This is a genomic window from Faecalicatena contorta, assembly GCF_001404335.1.
In the GTDB taxonomy this organism is placed as follows: domain Bacteria; phylum Bacillota; class Clostridia; order Lachnospirales; family Lachnospiraceae; genus Faecalicatena; species Faecalicatena contortus_B.
This window is the reverse complement of sequence record NZ_CYZU01000020.1, coordinates 1-16,882: the sequence shown is the minus strand read 5'-3', so window position 1 is coordinate 16,882 and position 16,882 is coordinate 1. Positions and strand designations below refer to the sequence as shown.

Annotated in this window: 18 protein-coding genes; all 18 read left to right on the top strand. The window is 46.5% G+C overall.

The window, feature by feature from the left end:
• The first annotated feature begins 195 nt into the window (after window positions 1-195).
• The 18 genes from ARB69_RS11500 (at window position 196) to ARB69_RS11415 (ending at window position 16,833) form a co-directional block, all read left to right on the top strand.
• Window positions 196-2,061, top strand: a complete 1,866-nt coding sequence (locus ARB69_RS11500) for a TIGR03960 family B12-binding radical SAM protein (RefSeq protein WP_055153267.1) — start codon at window positions 196-198, stop codon at window positions 2,059-2,061.
• Complete coding sequence (locus ARB69_RS11495) at window positions 2,045-2,761, top strand: TIGR03936 family radical SAM-associated protein (RefSeq protein WP_055153216.1); 717 nt, start codon at window positions 2,045-2,047, stop codon at window positions 2,759-2,761. Before ARB69_RS11500 ends, ARB69_RS11495 begins: the two co-directional genes overlap by 17 nt.
• Entirely contained in the window at window positions 2,758-3,951 is a 1,194-nt protein-coding gene (locus tag ARB69_RS11490) for a ribonuclease E/G (RefSeq protein WP_050642315.1), read from the top strand. The genes ARB69_RS11495 and ARB69_RS11490 overlap by 4 nt, the downstream gene beginning before the upstream one ends.
• A gap of 314 nt (window positions 3,952-4,265) precedes the next feature.
• Complete coding sequence (locus ARB69_RS11485) at window positions 4,266-5,162, top strand: SPL family radical SAM protein (RefSeq protein ID WP_154253240.1); 897 nt, start codon at window positions 4,266-4,268, stop codon at window positions 5,160-5,162.
• A gap of 109 nt (window positions 5,163-5,271) precedes the next feature.
• Window positions 5,272-5,751: a Cys-tRNA(Pro) deacylase gene (gene ybaK / locus ARB69_RS11480; protein WP_050642313.1), complete on the top strand. Its 480-nt coding sequence runs from the start codon at window positions 5,272-5,274 to the stop codon at window positions 5,749-5,751.
• A 236-nt stretch (window positions 5,752-5,987) separates the two neighbouring features.
• The gene (locus tag ARB69_RS11475; RefSeq protein WP_055153212.1) at window positions 5,988-7,307 is read left to right on the top strand and encodes an aspartate kinase; all 1,320 of its coding nucleotides are present in this window, start codon (window positions 5,988-5,990) and stop codon (window positions 7,305-7,307) included.
• A gap of 15 nt (window positions 7,308-7,322) precedes the next feature.
• The gene (locus ARB69_RS11470; RefSeq protein ID WP_055153210.1) at window positions 7,323-7,736 is read left to right on the top strand and encodes a CBS domain-containing protein; all 414 of its coding nucleotides are present in this window, start codon (window positions 7,323-7,325) and stop codon (window positions 7,734-7,736) included.
• Between the two features lie 109 nt (window positions 7,737-7,845).
• Window positions 7,846-8,631: an amidohydrolase family protein gene (locus ARB69_RS11465; protein WP_050642310.1), complete on the top strand. Its 786-nt coding sequence runs from the start codon at window positions 7,846-7,848 to the stop codon at window positions 8,629-8,631.
• A gap of 106 nt (window positions 8,632-8,737) precedes the next feature.
• Complete coding sequence (rplU, locus tag ARB69_RS11460) at window positions 8,738-9,046, top strand: 50S ribosomal protein L21 (RefSeq protein WP_050642309.1); 309 nt, start codon at window positions 8,738-8,740, stop codon at window positions 9,044-9,046.
• Between the two features lie 12 nt (window positions 9,047-9,058).
• On the top strand, window positions 9,059-9,403 hold the full coding sequence (locus ARB69_RS11455) for a ribosomal-processing cysteine protease Prp (protein WP_050642308.1): 345 nt from the start codon (window positions 9,059-9,061) through the stop codon (window positions 9,401-9,403).
• Window positions 9,404-9,408: 5 nt separating this feature from the next.
• A complete protein-coding gene (gene rpmA / locus ARB69_RS11450; RefSeq protein WP_009004259.1) occupies window positions 9,409-9,693 on the top strand; it encodes a 50S ribosomal protein L27 in 285 nt (94 codons plus the stop codon).
• A gap of 262 nt (window positions 9,694-9,955) precedes the next feature.
• Entirely contained in the window at window positions 9,956-11,239 is a 1,284-nt protein-coding gene (gene obgE, locus ARB69_RS11445; protein ID WP_050642307.1) for a GTPase ObgE, read from the top strand.
• 17 nt (window positions 11,240-11,256) lie between these two features.
• Window positions 11,257-11,547 carry a ribosome assembly RNA-binding protein YhbY gene (gene yhbY, locus ARB69_RS11440; protein WP_009004257.1) on the top strand — a complete coding sequence of 97 codons (291 nt, stop codon included), beginning with the start codon at window positions 11,257-11,259 and terminating at the stop codon, window positions 11,545-11,547.
• A gap of 9 nt (window positions 11,548-11,556) precedes the next feature.
• Window positions 11,557-12,168 carry a nicotinate-nucleotide adenylyltransferase gene (gene nadD, locus ARB69_RS11435; protein ID WP_050642306.1) on the top strand — a complete coding sequence of 204 codons (612 nt, stop codon included), beginning with the start codon at window positions 11,557-11,559 and terminating at the stop codon, window positions 12,166-12,168.
• Window positions 12,165-12,725, top strand: coding sequence for a bis(5'-nucleosyl)-tetraphosphatase (symmetrical) YqeK (gene yqeK, locus ARB69_RS11430; RefSeq protein WP_055153208.1), 561 nt, complete (start codon window positions 12,165-12,167; stop codon window positions 12,723-12,725). The genes nadD and yqeK overlap by 4 nt, the downstream gene beginning before the upstream one ends.
• A 199-nt stretch (window positions 12,726-12,924) precedes the next feature.
• Window positions 12,925-13,275 carry a ribosome silencing factor gene (gene rsfS, locus ARB69_RS11425; protein ID WP_050642304.1) on the top strand — a complete coding sequence of 117 codons (351 nt, stop codon included), beginning with the start codon at window positions 12,925-12,927 and terminating at the stop codon, window positions 13,273-13,275.
• Window positions 13,276-13,293: 18 nt separating this feature from the next.
• Window positions 13,294-14,772 (top strand): extracellular solute-binding protein, encoded by a 1,479-nt coding sequence (locus tag ARB69_RS11420; protein ID WP_050642303.1) that lies wholly within the window; start codon window positions 13,294-13,296, stop codon window positions 14,770-14,772.
• Between the two features lie 51 nt (window positions 14,773-14,823).
• Window positions 14,824-16,833 carry a GGDEF domain-containing protein gene (locus ARB69_RS11415; RefSeq protein ID WP_055153206.1) on the top strand — a complete coding sequence of 670 codons (2,010 nt, stop codon included), beginning with the start codon at window positions 14,824-14,826 and terminating at the stop codon, window positions 16,831-16,833.
• Window positions 16,834-16,882: the final 49 nt, after the last annotated feature.

Below are 16,882 nucleotides of genomic sequence, written 5' to 3'. Positions count from 1 at the left end.
TGCGAAAGAAAGGGGTAGCCGTTACAGAAGCTATCCCTTCTTTCGCGCACTCATCTGCATAAACTTAAAACATTCCGCATTTTGCTTGATGTTATGACAAAAAGCACTTATAATTAAACAGTGGTGCCCGGTGTTTCCGGACACCATCAGATCATTTGGGATCTAATAGCATGGATAAGAAGGATGTATATAATGATGAGAAAATTAGCGTTGAGCGATGAGATACTGCTGAACATCGAGAAACCCGCCCGTTACATCGGCAATGAGGTAAATGCGGTGAATAAAGACCCGGATCAGGTGGACATTCGGTTTGCCCTTTCGTTTCCCGATATCATGGAAATTGGCATGTCCCACCTGGGGATTCAGATTTTGTATGATATTTTTAACCGGCGTGAGGATGTATGGTGTGAAAGGGTATATTCTCCCTGGACCGACCTGGACAAGGTAATGAGGGAACAGAAGATCCCCCTGTTTGCCCTGGAATCACAGGATCTAGTCAAGAATTTTGACTTTCTGGGCATCACAATCCAGTATGAAATGTGCTACACGAACATACTGCAGATCCTGGATCTAAGCCAGATTCCGCTCCACAGTGCGGACCGTACCTGGGAGCATCCGATCGTAATCGGCGGCGGCCCCTGCACCTACAATCCGGAACCGCTGGCAGAGTTCTTTGATCTGTTTTATATAGGAGAGGGCGAGACGGTCTATGATGAACTGCTGGATCTCTACAAGACCTGCCGGGCCGGGAACAGCAGCCGTACAGAGTTTCTGAGAAGGGCGGCGGAGATTGAGGGGCTCTATGTTCCGATGTTCTACGAAGCGGATTATCATGATGATGGTACTCTGAAGTCCTTTACACCGACGGAGCCCGGGATTCCTGCCACGGTGAAAAAGCAGATCGTAATGGATGTCACGGAAGCGCCTTATCCGATGAAGCCAGTGGTGCCCTTTATCAAAGCAACGCAGGACCGGGTTGTGTTGGAAATCCAGAGGGGATGTATCCGCGGCTGCAGATTCTGCCAGGCAGGGATGCTGTACCGGCCTACCCGCGAGCGAAACGTGGAGACATTGAAGGAGTACGCCCGTGTTATGCTGAAGAATACGGGACACGAAGAGATCTCTCTGAGTTCTTTGAGTTCCAGTGACTATTCCGAACTGAAAGAACTGGTAGACTTTTTAATAGATGAATTTAAGGATAAAGGGATGAATATTACCCTGCCATCCCTTCGGATCGATGCATTTTCGCTGGATGTGATGCAGCGGGTGCAGGATGTCCGCAAGAGCAGCCTGACATTTGCCCCCGAAGCGGGTTCACAGCGGATGAGAAATGTAATAAATAAGGGCCTGACGGAGGAAATGATCCTGGAGGGGGCCGGACAGGCTTTCGAGGGAGGCTGGTCCAAGGTAAAACTGTACTTTATGCTGGGCCTTCCCACTGAGACGGAAGCAGATATGAAGGAGATCGCAAGGCTTTCAGATCGGATTGCGAGAAGATATTACGAGATCCCGAAAGAGGAGCGCCATGGCAAATGCCAGATAACGGCGAGCACTTCCTTTTTTGTACCTAAACCATTTACCCCATTCCAATGGGCGCCAATGTGTACCAGTGAGGAGTATATGCACAGGGCTTCGGTTGTGAAGCATGAATTTCAGGAGCAGTTAAACAGAAAAAGCATGAAATATAACTGGCATGATGCGGAAGTAACCGTTCTGGAGGGCGTGTTTGCCCGCGGCGACAGGAGAGTGGGAAAGGCCATTGAGGAGGCCTACAGACTGGGATGCCTTTTTGACGCTTGGACAGAAACATTCTGCAATGAAAAATGGATGCAGGCGTTTGAGAATACGGGCATTGATATTGCATTTTATACGACCCGGGAAAGAGAACTGGATGAATTGCTTCCGTGGGACTTCATTGATATCGGGGTCAGCAAAAGCTTTATGAAAAAAGAGTGGGAGCGGGCGCAGGAGGGCGTTGTCACACCAAACTGTAAGATGCAGTGCTCCGGATGCGGAGCGGCACAATTTGGAGGAGGTGTCTGCTATGAAGGTAAGAATTAAGTTCAGAAAATATGGTGCGCTGAGATTTATCGGGCACCTGGATGTGATGCGGTTTTTCCAGAAGGCCATGAGAAGGGCGGAGATCCCGATCGCCTTTACCGCCGGCTACAGTCCTCATATGATTATGTCTTTTGCAAATCCGCTGGGGATCGGACTTTCCAGTGACGGTGAATACTTTGATATTGAGCTGAGCGGCCCGATTTCCAGCAAAGAGGCCGTGAGACGGCTGAATGAGGCCATGGTGGAAGGGATGGAAGTCGTAAGCTTCCGTCAGATTGCGGAAGAAAAGAAGATGACTGGAATGGCGATCGTTGCGGCGGCGGATTACAGGACGACGGTGAAAAAGGATGTGTTTCCGGCAGATTGGCCGGAGAAGCTTGCGGCATTCATGGCGCAGCCCGAGATCCGGATTCTGAAAGAGACAAAACGCAGTGCGAATGAAGTGGATATCAAACCAATGATATACTGTCTGGAAGCGAAAGCGGACGCTGTCTGTATGCAGGTGGCCGCGGGGAGCGTCCAGAATCTGAAGCCCGGCCTTGTCATGGAGGCATTCTGTCATTTTATGGGGATCGATTTTGCCGAGAGCGATTATTCACATCACAGGCTTGAGATGTATGCGGATAGGGGCCAGGAAGGCAGACGGGAATTGGTAACATTGGAAGATTTGGGTAGCGAAATGGAGATGGAGACGGCATGACCTCAAGAAAAGTTCTTATGATGAAAGAGGCCCAAAAGGTCTGGATATTTCTTCTGGAGGACGATGAAATCGTAGAAATACACTGCGACAAGCCGGACAGCGGGGTAAGGCAGCATGTACTTGGCAATATCTATGTGGGCAGAGTGAAGAATATAGTGCCCAATATCGGAGCAGCATTTATCGAGATTGAGAGCGGCGTGGAATGTTATTATGACATGAGCCAGGCCGCTAATGCTCTGTTCACGCATAAAGCAGGCAGGAAGCCGCTCTGCATCGGGGATGAGCTGGTTGTTCAGATCAGCAAAGAGGCCGTTAAAACAAAGGCCCCGACGGTCAGCAGCAACTTAAGTTTTACGGGCAGGTATGCAATTCTGACAACAGGAAACACCAGAATCGGAACCTCCGGCAAGCTTCCCAAATCGCTGCGTGAGGAATTAAAAGAACGCCTTCTGCCCTATAAAAACGAGGAGTATGGCCTTATCATCCGTACGAATGCAGGCGATGCTGATTTTGACCAGATCCTGGGGGAGATTAAAAGCCTGGAACAAAGCTATACCGCTCTGAAGTCTGCGTCTCAGACGAGAACATGCTTTTCCTGTCTGCAGGAGGCGCCTCCCGCTTATATCTCTGACCTGAAAAATGTGTATACCGAAGGTTTAACGGAGATTGTGATTGAGGACGAAGAGCTTTACCGCCAGGTCAGGGAATATTATACAAGAGAACAGCCGGCAGAATTAGAGAAACTGAGGCTTTATCAGAGCAGCCAGCTCCCTCTCGGAAAGCTGTATCATACACAGACTGTACTGGAAAGGGCATTGAGCGAACGCGTATGGCTTAAGAATGGGGCCTATCTGGTGATACAGTATACGGAAGCGCTGACTGTGATTGATGTGAACTCGGGAAAATGTTCTGTAAAAAAGAATCCTTCTGAAACTTATTTGAAGATCAATCTCGAAGCAGCCAGGGAGGCAGCCAAACAGATGCGGCTTAGAAACCTTTCGGGAATCGTTATTGTGGATTTTATTAACCTGGACGATGCCGATGCAACCAGGGAACTGCTGAAAACATTCCGCCAATACCTCTCAAAAGACCCGATTCAATCAACACTTGTGGATGTGACCGCGCTGCAGCTTGTAGAGCTGACCCGCAAAAAAGTACGCAGACCTCTTCATGAGAGTTTAGCAGAATAATTTTTTTGGTTTTTATATTGTATAGTTGTATGCAATATAAACTTACTCAAAATGCAGTATGCAGTTCGAATGATTATGACAAGGAAAATATTGCATCCATGTATACAATATAAAATATTGGGTATTTCGTGAGGGCTTCAAAACAGTAAAGTTGCGTTGTGTATTGTATACGATTATACAATTAATTTCACTAAAAATGTTAAAACAGCAAAATGCCTAATGTTACAATAGCCGGAAAATCATGGCTTTGGTATAATAAGTGAACCTCCCCGGCCAATCAACAGCCGGGGACTTCCAAGAAAAGGAACATTATTATGGAGTATATTCCAGCTAAAACGATAATTACCCGTTCGAAAAGACCGGAATACTGGTTTGGAACAGAATATAATATGAATATATATAAAGGATGCTGTCATGGCTGCATATACTGTGACAGCCGTTCAGACTGTTACGGAATCTCTTCCTTTGACACTGTCAGGGCAAAGGAAAATGCTTTGATGATCATACGCGATGAGCTGCGCAGAAAGACAAAGAAGGGCGTGGTTTCTACGGGGGCCATGAGCGATCCTTATAATCCCTTTGAGAAGGAGCTGAAACTGACCCGGCATGCGCTGGAGCTCTGCGATGCATTTGGATTTGGAGCCGCCATCGCTACAAAGAGCAGTCTGCTGGCAAGGGACATCGATGTGCTTACAGATATCAGGGAACATTCACCGGTGCTGTGCAAAGTCACGATTACCACTTCAGACGATGTGCTTGCAAAAAAGATAGAGCCGGGAGCGCCGCCGTCCTCGGAGAGGTTTGCCCTGGTCCGTGAATTGTCCGGTCATGGGATATATACCGGGATTCTGTTAATGCCCGTGCTTCCTTTCCTGGAAGACTCTGATGAGAATATCCGGGAAATCGTTCGTAAGGCACACGAGGCGGGTGCAAAGTTTATCTATCCTGCTTTTGGGATGACGCTGCGCGAAAATCAGCGGGATTGGTACTATGAAAGGCTGAACCAGCTCTTCCCGGGAGAGGGGCTTGCAGAGAAATACCAAAAGAGATTCGGCAACGCCTATGAATGCAGAAGCCCGCGGGTACGCCAGCTTTGGAAGGTTTTTGAGAAAGAGTGCCAGGAGGCGGGAATCCTGCATAAGATGTCCGATATCATATCAAGCTATAAGCGCCCCTATCGTATGGAGCAGCTCAGCCTGTTCGATTATTGAGTAAATCATGTGCTTAATGTAATAGGGTTCAGTCCTAGTATAAGACAATCCAAATGCCTTGTACCGCTGATTTTGCAGGGGAGAGAATATGACAGATAAGGAGAAGATTATGGGGAAGAAAGAACTGAAGACGAACGCAATGCGGATATTGGACCGATATAAAATTCCTTATGAATATCAGACTTACGAGTGCGATGAATTCGTGGACGGCATTACGATTGCAGATCAAGCGGGCCTGCCTCATGACAGAGTCTATAAAACACTCGTAACAACAGGAAAGAGCGGGATACATTATGTGTTCGTGATTCCGATTGCGTCTGAACTGGACTTGAAGAAGGCGGCCCGTTCCGCGGGGGAAAAGTCTTTGGAAATGCTTCCGGTTAAAGAGCTTACCTCGGTTACCGGATATGTCAGAGGAGGCTGTACTGCCATCGGCATGAAAAAAGCTTTCCCTACTATAATAAATGAAACGGCCCGGTACCTGGACTACATGTATGTCAGTGGGGGCAGGCTGGGCATGCAGCTAAAACTGGATCCCGGTGATTTGAAAAGGGCCGCCGGCGCCGAGTATGCAGATGTGATATTTTAAATTTGCAGTATAACAGATTTTGAATTTGATTTGTGAATAAAAATGCAGGATTTTTTGTCATTAAATGCAAAAAAATGCGAAAGAAGAGATTTACAAGAAGGAATGACTGCGTTATAATAATGTACCGAGAACGCAGAAATTTTGAAGAGGGAACTATATCGCACAGTATTTGCTGTTAAGGGCCGGCTGCATGCCGGATATGGGCGCCTCTCTAAGTATATTGGAGGAAACGAGGAATGAAAAAAGTAGTAAAATTCGGCGGAAGTTCTTTGGCCAGTGCCGAGCAGTTTAAAAAAGTAGGGGACATCATACGAGCAGATGAATCCAGGCAGTATGTTGTACCATCCGCACCAGGTAAAAGGTTCTCAGGAGACACCAAGGTGACGGATATGCTGTACAGCTGCTATGGGGCCGCCATTAAGGAAAAGAACTTTACAGACTTACTCTCTGCAATCCAAGACAGATATAACGAGATTATCGAAGGGTTGAATCTGACTCTTTCCCTGGATCAGGACTTTGATGTGATCCGGGAAAATTTTGGAAAAAAAGCAGGAAGAGATTACGCTGCCTCCAGAGGTGAATATCTGAACGGCAAGGTGATGGCAGCATATCTGGGATTTGAATTCGTGGACGCAGCCGAGGTAGTCCGCTTTGATGAGGAGGGCAATTTTGATGACGCTGTAACAAACGACCTGCTGTCTGCACGGCTAAAGGATATATGCTACGCGGTCATTCCCGGATTTTACGGGGCGAAAGAAGATGGAACGGTTGTAACATTTTCCAGAGGCGGTTCAGATGTTACCGGTTCACTGGTTGCGCTGGCTGTAACGGCTGACTTATACGAAAATTGGACAGATGTATCCGGATTTCTCATTGCTGACCCAAGGATTGTGAAGAATCCCAAATCCATAGAGACTATTACATATAAAGAACTGCGTGAGCTTTCCTACATGGGGGCGAGCGTGCTCCATGAGGATGCCATTTTCCCGGTAAGAAAAGCAGGAATACCGATCAATATCCGCAACACCAATGCACCTCAGGATAAAGGAACTTTAATCGTAGAGGGCACATGCAGGCAGCCGAAGTATACCATTACAGGGATTGCCGGTACGGACGGCTTCGCATCCATTACCGTAGAGAAGGCCATGATGAACTCTGAGATTGGCTTCTGCCGCAAGGTGCTCCAGGTATTCGAAGAGAATGAGATTTCCATCGAACATATGCCGTCGGGTATTGACACAATGACAATCTTCGTTCATAAGGATGAATTTGAGGAAAAGGAACAGCGGGTGCTTGCCGGAATCCACAAGGCTGTAGATCCTGACCACATCGAACTGGAATCAGATCTTGCACTGATTGCTATTGTAGGCCGGGGAATGAGGGCGACACGCGGGACTGCCGGCCGAATATTCTCTGCCCTTGCCCATGCGCACATTAATGTAAAAATGATTGATCAGGGATCCAGTGAGCTGAATATTATTGTTGGTGTCAGACATGATGATTTTAAAAACGCGATCAGGGCGCTGTATGAAATCTTTGTTTTGACACAAATTTAAAGAAAGGTATTCATTATGAACATTCTGTTTTTTTTAAAACCGAAAAATGAAGTTGCTTATATCTACAATGACAGTACGCTGCGCCAGGTTCTGGAGACAATGGAATACCATAAGTATGCGTCCATCCCCATGCTGAACAGGGAAGGGGAATTTGTGGGCACTGTCACAGAAGGAGACCTGCTTTGGGGAATAAAGTCTTACAATAATCTGGATATCAAAAGCGCCGAACACATCTTGATAAAGGAGTTCCCACGTAAGGCCAATTTTGATGTAGTGCCTGCGGATGCCGATATGGAAGATCTGGTGAAGAAAGCGATGAATCAGAATTTTGTACCTGTAGTGGATGACCAGAATAAATTCATCGGGATCATTACGCGCAGAAGCATCATAGAATACTGTTACGATAAACTCAATGATTGCGATAAATAGAAGCCTGCCCAAAGACTCACATACGGTATACCCAAGGGTACACCGTAACACATGCTCTGCGGGAGGATTTTCAGCTATAGTTGAAAAATAAGGTATAAGGTAAAATAAGATGATAGATTTTCATACACATATTTTCCCGGATAAGATTGCCGGAAAGACACTGGAATTTTTAAGCGGAAGATGTAAAACGGTTCCCTTTACCGATGGAACTGCTGAGGGACTGAAGGTTTCCGGGCAGAAAGCGGGCATAGACATCTCGGTTGCCCTCCCGGTCGTTACAAAACCGTCTCAGTTTGACAGCATAAACCGTTTTGCCGCCCATTTTTTGACGGGAGATGTGATCTCCTTCGGGGGACTCCACCCGGACAGCGCAAACTACAGGGAAGAACTTAAGACTTTGAAGAACATGGGATTTCAGGGGATTAAACTGCACCCGGCATATCAGGAGACGATGTTTCACGATATCCGTTATAAGCGGATTGTTTCCTATGCATCAGAACTGGGGCTGATTATTACCGTGCACGGCGGCTACGATCCCGGATATCCGGACTGTGTTTACTGCACGCCGCAGATGGCGGCAGAGGTGATTGACGAAGTGCAGCCCGAGAAGCTGGTAATCGCCCATATGGGCGGTCTTAAATGCTGGGACGATGTGGAGCGCTGCATCGTCGGAAAAAAGGTTTATCTGGATACTGCCGTTGTATTTGGTGCAATCGATGACGGACAGTTTGTGCGCATTTGCAGGAACCACGGTACAGATCGTATTCTCTTTGCCACAGATTCTCCATGGTCCGGGCAGACAGAGTCCATAGAATATATGAATGGACTTCCACTGACACAAGAGGAAAAAAGCAGGATTTTTGACGAAAATGCCCGGAAACTATTGACTTTATAAATTTGCATATGCTATACTATAACGGTATGCCGCGCAATGAGGTTTTGAAGTTCTGCCCTTTTAGCAGACACCGTAATTGGCGAGTAATGATAATAGGAGGTGCCATATGTACGCAATTATAGCAACAGGTGGTAAACAGTACAAAGTAGCCGAAGGCGATATCATTAAAGTAGAAAAACTTGGGGTAGAAGCTGGAGAGACTTATACATTTGACCAGGTACTTGCAGTGAACAACGACAAACTTGTTGTTGGGAACCCGACAGTCGATGGTGCGACAGTTACAGCTTCTGTAATTGGTGACGGTAAAGGCAAAAAAGTTGTCGTTTACAAGTATAAGAGAAAATCTGGATACCATAAGAAAAATGGTCACAGACAGCAGTATACTGCAGTTAAGATCGACAAGATCAACGCATAACCCGGTGAGAGAATGATTAAAGTATCCATTTATAAGACTGACAAGCATGAATATGTAGGTTTTGACGCACAGGGACATGCCGGATTCGCGGATGAGGGTATGGACATTGTATGTGCGGCGGCTTCAGCGCTGATTATCAACACGATAAATGCGATTGAAAGATATACATCCGATGAGACATCTGTAGTGACAGACGACTCAGAAGATGCACAGGGGCTGATTCAGTTCAGATTTACCGGTGGGAGACCTACACACGATGCTGAACTGCTGTTAAAGACTATGATTCTGGGGTTGGAAGAAATAGAAGATGACAGCGACTATGAACCATACATTGATATTATCTTCAAGGAGGTGTAATAACCATGATGAAATTGAACCTTCAGTATTTTGCTCATAAAAAGGGAGTTGGTTCTTCTAAGAACGGCCGTGACTCTGAGTCTAAAAGATTAGGTGCTAAAAGAGCTGACGGACAGTTTGTGAAAGCCGGCAACATCCTTTACAGACAGCGTGGAACAAGAATTCATCCGGGCGTGAACGTAGGACGCGGCGGGGATGACACACTGTTTGCATTAGTAGACGGAGTTGTCAGATACGAGAGAAAAGGAAGAGATAAGAAACAGGTTTCTATCTATCCTGTAGCTGAATAATTAGTTACGGTACACACGGCCTCAGACCTAACAGTCTGGGGCTTGTTTATTATTTAACATCCGAAATGCACAGCTCCCTTCGCTGCAGGCGAATTTCAATGGGCTGGATGCGCAATATTTCAGGCTTGTATGAACTGTTAGAAATATGCAGCTATAGGATATGTGATTTCAGGGAATTATGAATAGTAAAAGGAACTATCTTGTGATATAATAGTACGGATATGGAATTGGTAAAAATAGTAAATAGAAAAGGATATATAATATGTTTGCAGACAGAGCGAAAATTTTCATAAGATCCGGCAAAGGCGGTGACGGACACTGCAGCTTTCGGAGGGAACTATATGTACCGAACGGAGGGCCGGACGGCGGGGACGGCGGAAAAGGCGGGGACCTTATTTTTCAAATAGATGAAGGCCTGAATACACTGGTAGATTTCCGCCACAAGAGGAAATATGCCGCCGGCGACGGCGAAGAGGGCGGCAAGCGCCGCTGTCATGGAAAAGACGGGAAGGATCTGATCTTAAAAGTTCCGGAGGGAACCGTGATCAAAGAAGCAAAGACCGGCAAAGTAATCGCGGATATGTCAGGGGACAACCGCAGCCAGGTTGTCTTAAAAGGCGGCAGGGGAGGACTGGGGAATCAGCATTTTGCCACATCCACCATGCAGGTGCCGAAGTATGCGCAGCCCGGACAGCCGGCCATGGAGCTGGAGGTGAATCTGGAGCTGAAAGTCATCGCAGATGTGGGGCTGATCGGTTTTCCAAATGTAGGCAAGTCAACACTGCTCTCCAGGGTTACGAATGCGGATCCCAAGATTGCCAACTACCATTTTACAACGCTGAACCCGAATCTGGGAGTCGTTGACTTGGATGGGGCGAAAGGATTCGTGATGGCGGATATACCCGGGCTGATCGAGGGGGCATCGGAAGGCGTCGGACTGGGACATGAGTTTCTGCGCCACATTGAACGGACAAAAATGATGATCCACGTGGTGGATGCAGCGGGCACTGAGGGCCGGGATCCGATGGACGATATCTATAAGATTCATGCGGAACTGACGGCTTATAACCCTGAGATTGCAGAGCGCCCGCAGGTGATTGCAGCCAATAAGACCGATCTGATATACAGCGGGGACGAAGACCCGGTGGACAGGCTCAGGGCGGAATTTGAGCCAAAAGGGATCCGGGTATTCCCAATCTCCGGAGTTTCCGGAAAGGGGATTCAGGAGCTGTTATACTATGTGAGCGGACAGCTTCAGGATATGGATGATAAGCCGATTGTATTTGAACAGGAATACTTTCCTGAGGATGAACTGATCTATGAAGACCTGCCCTATACAGTGGAGAGAGAAGGAGAACTGTATGTAGTGGAAGGCCCGAAGATTGAAAAGATGCTGGGATACACCAACCTGGATTCTGAAAAGGGATTTGCCTTCTTCCAGAAGTTCTTAAAAGATTCCGGTATCCTGAATGACCTGGAACAGGCAGGCATTCAGGAGGGAGACACGGTTAAGATGTATGGACTGCAGTTTGATTATTATAAATAGACAGGAGATAAAACAGTATGACAACAAAACAGCGAGCTTATTTAAAAAGCCTTGCCATGACAATGGATCCGATCTTTCAGATCGGGAAGTCCAGTATTACTCCCGGGCTTACAGAAGCGATTTCTGAGGCTTTAGAGGCCAGAGAACTCATTAAGATCAGCGTGCTTCAAAATTGTGCAGATGATCCAAGGGAGCTGGCAGAGCTTGTTGCCGGCAGGACACGTTCTCAGGTGGTCCAGGTAATCGGCAAGAAGATTGTATTATACAGGGAAGGAAAGGACGACAAGAAAAAGATCGTACTTCCGTAGGAGGATTCTATGAAAATCGGCATCATGGGAGGCACATTCGACCCGATCCATATTGGTCATCTGCTTTTGGGTGAATTTGCCTTCGAAGAGTTTAAACTGGATGAAATATGGTTTTTACCGAATGGTAATCCACCGCATAAAGATACGGAAGACATGGATACCTCGCTTACCCACAGAATTGAGATGGTAAAGGCCGCAATCAGCGGTTCCCCGCATTTTAAGCTTTCCATGCATGAGGCGAAGAAGGGGATATCATACACGTATCGGACAATGCGTGATTTCCATGAACTGTATCCGGGCAACGAGTTTTATTTTATTTTGGGGGCGGATTCTCTGTTTTCCATTGAACAATGGAAGTATTTCAAAGAGATTTTCCCAACCTGCACCATACTTGCGGCGATGCGGGATGACAAGGATGTGGGAGATATGCAGAAACAGATTGCTTATCTTAAAAAGAAATATGAAGCCGAGATTGAACTGCTTCGGGCGCCGCTACTGGAGATTTCTTCAACGACGATCCGGGAGCGGGCCGCGAAGGGGCTGACAGTGCATTATTTCGTGCCGGATGCAGTGGCTGATTATATTAAAGAACATCATTTGTATAAGGAAGTGGAGCCATGACGGAGATTTTGGGGATTCGAAGAAAACTGGAGAAGAGATTAAAACCAGAACGCTACGAACATACGCTGGGAGTTATGTATACGGCTGCATCGCTTGCCATGTGTTATGAAACGGATATACACCAGGCGATGCTGGCAGGGCTTTTGCATGACTGCGGCAAGTTCTGCTCCGGTAAGGAGCAGATCAAATTGTGCAGGGAATGCAATATCACACTGACCGACTCTGAGCTGAAAATGCCGGCCCTGATCCATGCCAAGCTGGGAGCATATCTTGCCGAGCATGAATATAATATTAAAGATTCTGATATTCTGGGGGCCATCACTTATCACACCACGGGAAAGCCTCAGATGACACTGCTTGAAAAAATCATTTTTCTAGCTGACTATATCGAACCGGGCAGGCAGGGAATTCCGGTTTTAAAAGAAGTGAGAAGAGAGGCGTTTTCAAATCTGAACAAGGCAGTGGCACTCAGTGCTGGTTCCACAATTTCTTATCTTAAGAATGTGGGAAGGGAGATTGACCCCATGACCGTCAGAACTTATGAATATTATCAGTAGCAGTTCAGACAAGTGAGAACTGTTGATATAATTATACCCAAAAGGCACCCCGTAACTTATGCCCTGCGGGCAGGTCTGCAGCATAGCTGCAGAATAATGTATACCCAAAGGGCACCCCGTAACACATGCCCTGCGGGCGGGTCTGCAGCACAGCTGCAGAATAATGTATACAAATTAAAGAAGTAAAGGAGACTGATCTATGGAACAAGCAAGGGAAATGGCGCGGCTTGCCTGCAAAGCGCTGGATGAAAAAAAGGGAGAGGACATCAAGGTGATTGATATTGCCGGTGTCTCCGTACTTGCGGATTATTTTATCATCGCAAACGGCAGCAACGAGAGCCAGGTAAAGGCTCTGGTAGACAATGTGGAGGAATGCCTCCATAAGGCAGGATTTGTGTTAAAGCAGCGGGAAGGTTACGGTACCGCCAGCTGGGTGCTGCTTGATTTTGGAGATATCATCGTGCATATTTTTGATAAGGAGAACAGGCTGTTCTATAACCTGGAACGTATTTGGAGGGATGGCGTAGAAGTAGATGTTGAATCACTATAAGCGCCGGTGGAGGATATTATGAGGAAACGAGTGTATAAAACTGCAGTCTGCCTGTTTACAGCTGCCATTCTCAGCCTGACGGCCGGGTGCTCTTCTGCAGAAGAAAAAACGAATGATAACAAGAAGGAAAGCCTGCTGGATCCTAAGAAGCCGGTTTCTATCGAAGTATGGCACTATTATAACGGCGCACAGCAGGATGCCTTCAATGAACTGGTAACAGAGTTTAATGGCAGCCGGGGAAAAGAGCTGGGAATCAAAGTAAAAGCATCCAGCCTTGGCAATGTGGCCGATCTGGAGGATAATGTACTGGCCTCCATTGACGGAAAAGTCGGGGCAAAAGAAATCCCTGATATTTTTGCGGCTTATGCGGATACAGCCTATGCGGTGGATCAGAAGGGCATGGCTGTGGATTTGATGGAATATATGACTGAGGATGAGATCAGTGAATATATGGACAGCTACATTGATGAGGGAAAGTTTTCCTCCGAAGACAGTCTGAAGATATTCCCGATTGCCAAGGCAACGGAAGTATTTATGCTGAACAAGACAGACTGGGATAAGTTTGCCGATGCAACGGGCGCTGACCTGGAGGATATTTCCACAATCGAGGGGATTACTGCCACGTCCAAAGAATATTACGAATGGACGGACAGCCTGACAGATACTCCGGATGACGGTAAAGCCTTCTTTGGAAGGGACGCTATGGCCAATTATTTTATAATAGGAGCACGGGAACTGGGGACTGAGATTTTCTCCGTCAAGGATGGTCAGCCGGCTTTGAATTTTGATAAAGACGTAGTCCGTAAGCTTTGGGACAATTACTATGTGCCTTTTATCAATGGCTACTTTGCTTCCTCCGGCAAGTTTCGGAGTGATGATATCAAGACAGGGAATATACTGGCATTTGTAGGTTCCTCTGCGGGAGCGACATTTTTCCCTAATCAGGTGACGCTGGACGATGAAAATACATATCCGATCGAGATGCAGGCTTTTGAGTGCCCTCGCTTTAAGGACGGTGAGAAATACTCTGTACAGCAGGGCGCAGGCATGGTAGTGATGGAAAAGGAAGATAAGGCAGAAATCGAGGCTTCCGTGGAATTTTTGAAATGGTTTACAGACACTGACCGTAATATACAGTTTGCTGTGACGTCAGGGTATCTGCCTGTCAAAAAAGAGGCCAACGATAAAGAGTTGATCAAAAAGAGCATAGACAGTACAGACAGCAGCGTCATCCAGGTGCTTGAGGCTTCCCTAACGCAAATTGAGGAAACTTCACTCTATACAACCCGCGCCTTTGAAAACGGTACGGATGCCCGTAATGTGCTGGAGTATTCGCTTACAGACAAAGCGGCAGCGGACCGGGCAGAGGTGGAATCGGCAATATCAGCAGGTTCTACCAGGGAAGAGGCTGTCAGTAAATTTGATACGGATGATAATTTTGAGAGCTGGTATGAGGAGACATTGGCATCTCTTGAGAAGTTAGTAGATAATAAATAAATTCGGAACCGCTGCATATAGGAAGCGGATGAAAGAAAGGAGGGCACAGGAATGCGCATGAACAGACAGAAAGCACAGCCTATACTGAAAAGAATGCTGATTCCCATGGTCCTCCTAACTTTAATAGAAGTAATGCTGCTCTCAGGAACTTTTATATTCGGGGGAGCCATTCAGGAACTTGATGAGAATGCCAAAGGCATTGTTCAGGGAAAGGTGGCCAATCGTTCCAGCTACCTGCAGAATGAGATGATAAACAGCTGGTCTAACGTGTCTTATACGGTACAACTCATTAACGAGACCGCTGAAAAGCTGGATCAGGACGGGACGATCGACCTGGATAATATAGGAAAAAACTCAAATGCCTGCCTTCCGCTGGTTTCTGAGATTTCCGGAAATCTGATCGAAATGCTTCGTTCCAATAAGGTGACCGGAGCTTTTGTTGTTTTTAACAATGATGATCCCAAAGAACTGAGGGAACAGGAGAGTTTTTCCCGTCCCGGCGTTTATTTCCGGGATCTGGATCCGGATACAAGCGCCTCTGTCCGCAACAGTGACCTCCTGATTGAGAGAGGCTCGGTTGATCTTGTACATAGCCTGGATATAGCCACTGACAGTGCCTGGAAGCCTCAGTTCTTATTTACCAAGGAACATGAGGAGATATACAATCTTTTTCTAAATCCGCAGGAACAAGGATATGAAAACCCCGAGGCAGCTTCGCTGACAGAATTGGGGTATTGGGGAAAACCGCATACGCTTACGGACGACGATAAGATGATGATTTCCTATACGGTTCCTCTGATAACGTCAACAGGTAAAGTCTATGGTACACTTGGCATGGAGATTACACTGGATTACCTTGCCACTATGCTTCCGTCTGAGGAATTGATGGAAGATAAGCCGGCCTCCTATTTACTGATCGTACAGGATGCGGAAACCGATGAATATAGAACCGTATATTCATCGGACAGCAGCATCGCACCGGACATGGAAAAGCTGGATGTATCACAGTCATCTGATGGGAACTTTTATTTTAACGGTGCAGATCATGAGCGGTATTTTATGGATATGGAGTACTTCCAGCTCTATGATTCGAACGGTCCCTTTGAATCGGATCGGTGGGGACTGGCAGGTGCAGTGAAGGAGAGTGATCTTACCGAGTTTTCCAACCATATCATGTCCTATATTATTGTTGCAATTATTCTGACAATCATTATGGGGATCGCAGGCAGCGTGCTTGTTAGTTTTATGATATCAAGACCGATTCATCTGGTGTCAAAACATATGCAGCAGATGAATACAAAAAACAAAATAGGCCTCCCCAGAACGAATATATATGAATTCGATCAGCTGGAAGAGTCCATTGAAAAGCTGAGCCGTGATGTAATCGACTCCGCCACAAAGTTTGCGCAGATTCTGAACAAAGCCAGCATACGTATAGCAGGGTTTGAAATTGATATGGATAATAACACTCTATTTTTGACGGACGGTTTCTTTGATATATTTGGCCTTAAGGGTTCCATTGCTTCCAATATGGATGTGCAGACTTTCATCATGGAAATGAAGGAGTTGGAAATCTATAAAGCAGAGGAAGCAGAAGACTATATATTGTATAAGATACCGACCGGGGAAAAAGAGACCTTTGTCCGTCTAAGTTATTCGGGCGTGGAGGATCGAAGGGCAATCGGCATAGTCGAAGATATCACGAAGACAATCCAGGAAAAGCAGCTGATTGAGCATGAACGTGACCACGATCTGCTTACGGGGCTGAAGAACAGACGTGCATTCCAGCGTATCATGCAGCAGCTTTTTGAAAAGGGAGAATCCTGCCTGAAGAAGGCGGCACTGGTTATGATGGATCTGGATAACCTCAAACAGATCAACGATAAGTTCGGGCATGATTACGGAGATAAATACATTCAGGCTGCGGCAGACAGTTTTCGGAAGTATACGCCGTCGAACACAATTATTTCGCGTAATTCAGGGGATGAATTTTATCTGTTTTTCTATGGATATGATACGGAGGAGGATATCACACGATATGAAAATATCTGGCCAATTTGAATCTGAAGCCGCAGCGGACAATCATGCACTCATCAGAACATACATAGAA